At 49.3% G+C, this 1,697-nt stretch carries 1 protein-coding gene; it reads left to right on the top strand.

Features of this window, described 5'->3' with window-relative positions:
* Positions 1-386: 386 nt before the first annotated feature.
* Entirely contained in the window at positions 387-1,400 is a 1,014-nt protein-coding gene (locus KDK18_RS00760; protein WP_257252482.1) for a GIY-YIG nuclease family protein, read from the top strand.
* Positions 1,401-1,697 lie beyond the last annotated feature (297 nt).

Below are 1,697 nucleotides of genomic sequence, written 5' to 3'. Positions count from 1 at the left end.
CTGATAAAGGATTAAAAGCCCCGAAGTAAAAAAATACACGTAATGAAACAGGAATAACTACCAGTCCATTTCTGCAGCTCCACCTACCTGCCATCTTCATTGCCACCCTCTTTAGTAATTATTTTGACGTTAGCTGATCAAAATTCGTTGTCAAAACGATAACGGGCGATCAGAGCCACCGACCCACTGCTTCTGCAGCCCGACAAACAAAAGTATAGAAACCCTCTTGGTTTCGGGATTTTCCTACCTTTTTTACCGTTTCAATGTCACCTCAGACCGGTATCCGTTAAAACAGTTTTTGAATAGCGCACAATCCCCACTACACAGAAGAAAATCGGCAGGTATAATTGCGCGCCTGTCACCGTCAGTAGAAAGGTCATCCAGCGTTGATTATCTTCATCGTCACCAATAAAGTAACAAAACAAGTTTTTGTAGGCTCCACTCGCAATGACCTTGAAAGCCAGTGGGAAAAAATGGTGGCGGCCGCACACCAGGATCTGGACTACCCGCTTTACAGAGAAATCCGCATTCACGGCGAAGACGAATTTACCGTAGAGGAATGGGATAGAGCCGAGTCCCGTGAAGAGCTGGCCGAACTCGAGCAGGACGCCATCAACTTTTTTGGTGCAGAGAGTCTCAGAGGCTATAAGACCAGCACCGTAAAAATCCTGCCCAAAAAGAAGAAGCGCCAGCGCAAATCCAGCATTGAAAAAGAACTGGCCTCCATTTTTGCAGAAATTAATGAAGGGGATACCAATGCACCTCCAAGCCTTGCCGTGAAATCCGGCAATGCTGCCAATGAAACGACTAATGATTCTGCTCCACCGTCAGAAACCAAGCCGTCGCCTGTCAATCAGGCCGCTCAACACTCAGCTGCCGAGCCTTCATCTGCGCTTGCGCTAGCCAGCACGGCTCCGGACCCGGCAGAGATCAGGCTGGAAGCTGCCCAGTCTGAAGCAGAAAAGCCAAAGCCTGAATCAACCCGGTCTTTAGGCTCCAGGGCCAATGCGATGGTTCAGATGAACAGCATTGAAATGAGCGATGACATCACAGCTCAGCTGGCTGCAATTACTGCCGCGGCCGACGCCTGTCTGGCCGGTGATAACAGTGCTATGAATCAACTGGACGTTCAGCCCCAACCTGAAGTTCAAGAAGGCACACCACCAGAAACCATTGAGCCAAAACCGGCAGCCATCATCGAAACAGAGGTCGATGTTGCCAAGCCTATCTGCCCAAAAGAGCTTCGCATACGTGAGGCCATTGAACGCCACAGAAAACAACGCGCACAGCGCAGTGCTGAAAGCCAGGAAAACGAAAGAAGAAAAATCGCTCAAAGCCTGGCTGAACTCAATGCAAGAATTCAGGCAATGCAAACCGGGAAACTGGCAGCAGTAGCCTGATCGCTGGAGCCGACCTCTCTAAGGGTCGGCTCGATTATCCAATTTTCAGGGCAGGCACTATCAATTTAACCACAACTTCTGTGGATAACCCTGTTAATGGCTCATGTCATCCTATACTGACCCCTTCAGCTACAAGCTTTACAGCAAAGTGGGCATTATTTGCTCAGACAAAACCGCGACCACTAGATATAGGGGTGCAAAAGGAAGCAGGCACAAGACACCGCCTCGTCCACAAAGATCAGCCTAAGCAATCTCCACCAGACACTGTGACTCATCGAGACATTGTCGATACTACTC

The sequence above is a fragment of the Endozoicomonas sp. SESOKO3 genome, from assembly GCF_024606255.1.
This window is presented reverse-complemented; position numbering and strand designations above follow the sequence as displayed.